2 protein-coding genes are annotated in these 1,314 nt (G+C 63.9%); both read right to left on the minus strand.

The genetic code is table 11. The features are described from left to right. Positions 1-565: glycine betaine/L-proline ABC transporter substrate-binding protein ProX (proX, locus tag SO140_RS45885; protein ID WP_498544193.1), on the minus strand; the 565-nt coding region annotated here is incomplete at its 3' end. A 69-nt stretch (positions 566-634) separates the two neighbouring features. Next, on the minus strand, positions 635-1,314 hold a 680-nt coding region (proW, locus tag SO140_RS45890), incomplete at its 5' end, for a glycine betaine/L-proline ABC transporter permease ProW (protein ID WP_498544194.1).

The raw sequence follows: 1,314 nt of genomic DNA on the forward strand, positions 1-1,314 counted from the left end.
CGTAGTTGCCCTGGTTATGCTCGACGGTGTTGCTCAGACCGTAGGCCTTGATGTGGTGGTTGATCACCGCTTCGCAGCCCCAACCCGGGGTGCAGCCAGTCAGATCGGCCTTGCCGTCGCCGTTGGTGTCGAACAGCTTGGCGATCTTGGGATCCTTGAGCTGTTCGACGTTGGTGATGTGATACTGCTCGGCGGTTTTCTTGTCGATCAGGTAACCCTGCGCGGCGCCGTTGACGTAGACGCCTTCGCGGTAGAACTTGGCGTCGCCGCCGGCGGCCTTGTACTGATCGGCGTGCAGCGGGTCCCAGTTGACCGCGATAAAGGTCGCATCGCCGGAGGCAATGGAGGTGTAGGCGACGTTGTAATCCACTTCACGCGGTTCCTTCACGTCGTAACCCAATTTCTCCAGCGCCTTGCTGACCAGCAGCGTCTGGAACGTCTCTTCGGAAATGGTGCTTTGCACCGGCTGTACCGCGATCCCCTTGCCGGGTAAGTCTGCCGCGATGGCGCTCTGTGAGCCAATCAGCGTCGTCAGGGCGAGAGCCCAGATGCCCGTGGTGCGCATAGTGTTTCCCCTCTTTCGATGTGGTGGTGTCATAGCCCGCCGGGGCCGCAGCCGCCGGCGGGAAAAGCGTCAGGCCTGTTTGATGAACGGGCGAGTCAGTAGCCCGATGGGGCCGCGGCGATACCAGCGGCCGATGCCCTTGCTGCGGCGATCGCGCCCCAGCGATTGGGTGAGGCGATCGAGAATGATCGCCAGGATCACGATGCCGACCCCGCCGACGGCGGCCAGGCCCATGTCCAACCGGCCGATGCCGCGCAGCACCATCTGCCCCAGACCGCCGACCGCGATCATCGAGGCAATGACGACCATCGACAGCGCCAACATCAGCGTCTGGTTCACGCCGGCCATGATGGTCGGCATCGCCAGCGGCAGCTGCACCTTGAACAGCAGCTGCCGCGGGCTGGCGCCGAAGGATTCGGCGGCCTCGATCAGATCTTCCGGCACCTGCTTGATGCCCAAAATGGTCAGGCGCACGATCGGCGGCAGCGCGAAGATAATGGTGACCACCACGCCCGGCACGTTGCCGATGCCGAACAGCATGACGATCGGCACCAGGTAGACGAAGGCCGGGGTGGTTTGCATCGCGTCGAGCAGCGGCCTTATCACCTTGGCGGCGTGCTTGCTGCGCGCCAGCCAGATGCCGAGCGGCAGGCCGATAAGAATGCAGAAGAACAGCGCGGTCAGCACCAGCGCCAGCGTAACCATCGCCTGCGACCAGGCGCCGATGGCGCCGATGGCGACCAGGGAGA

This window comes from Bradyrhizobium sp. UFLA05-108 (assembly GCF_059803455.1).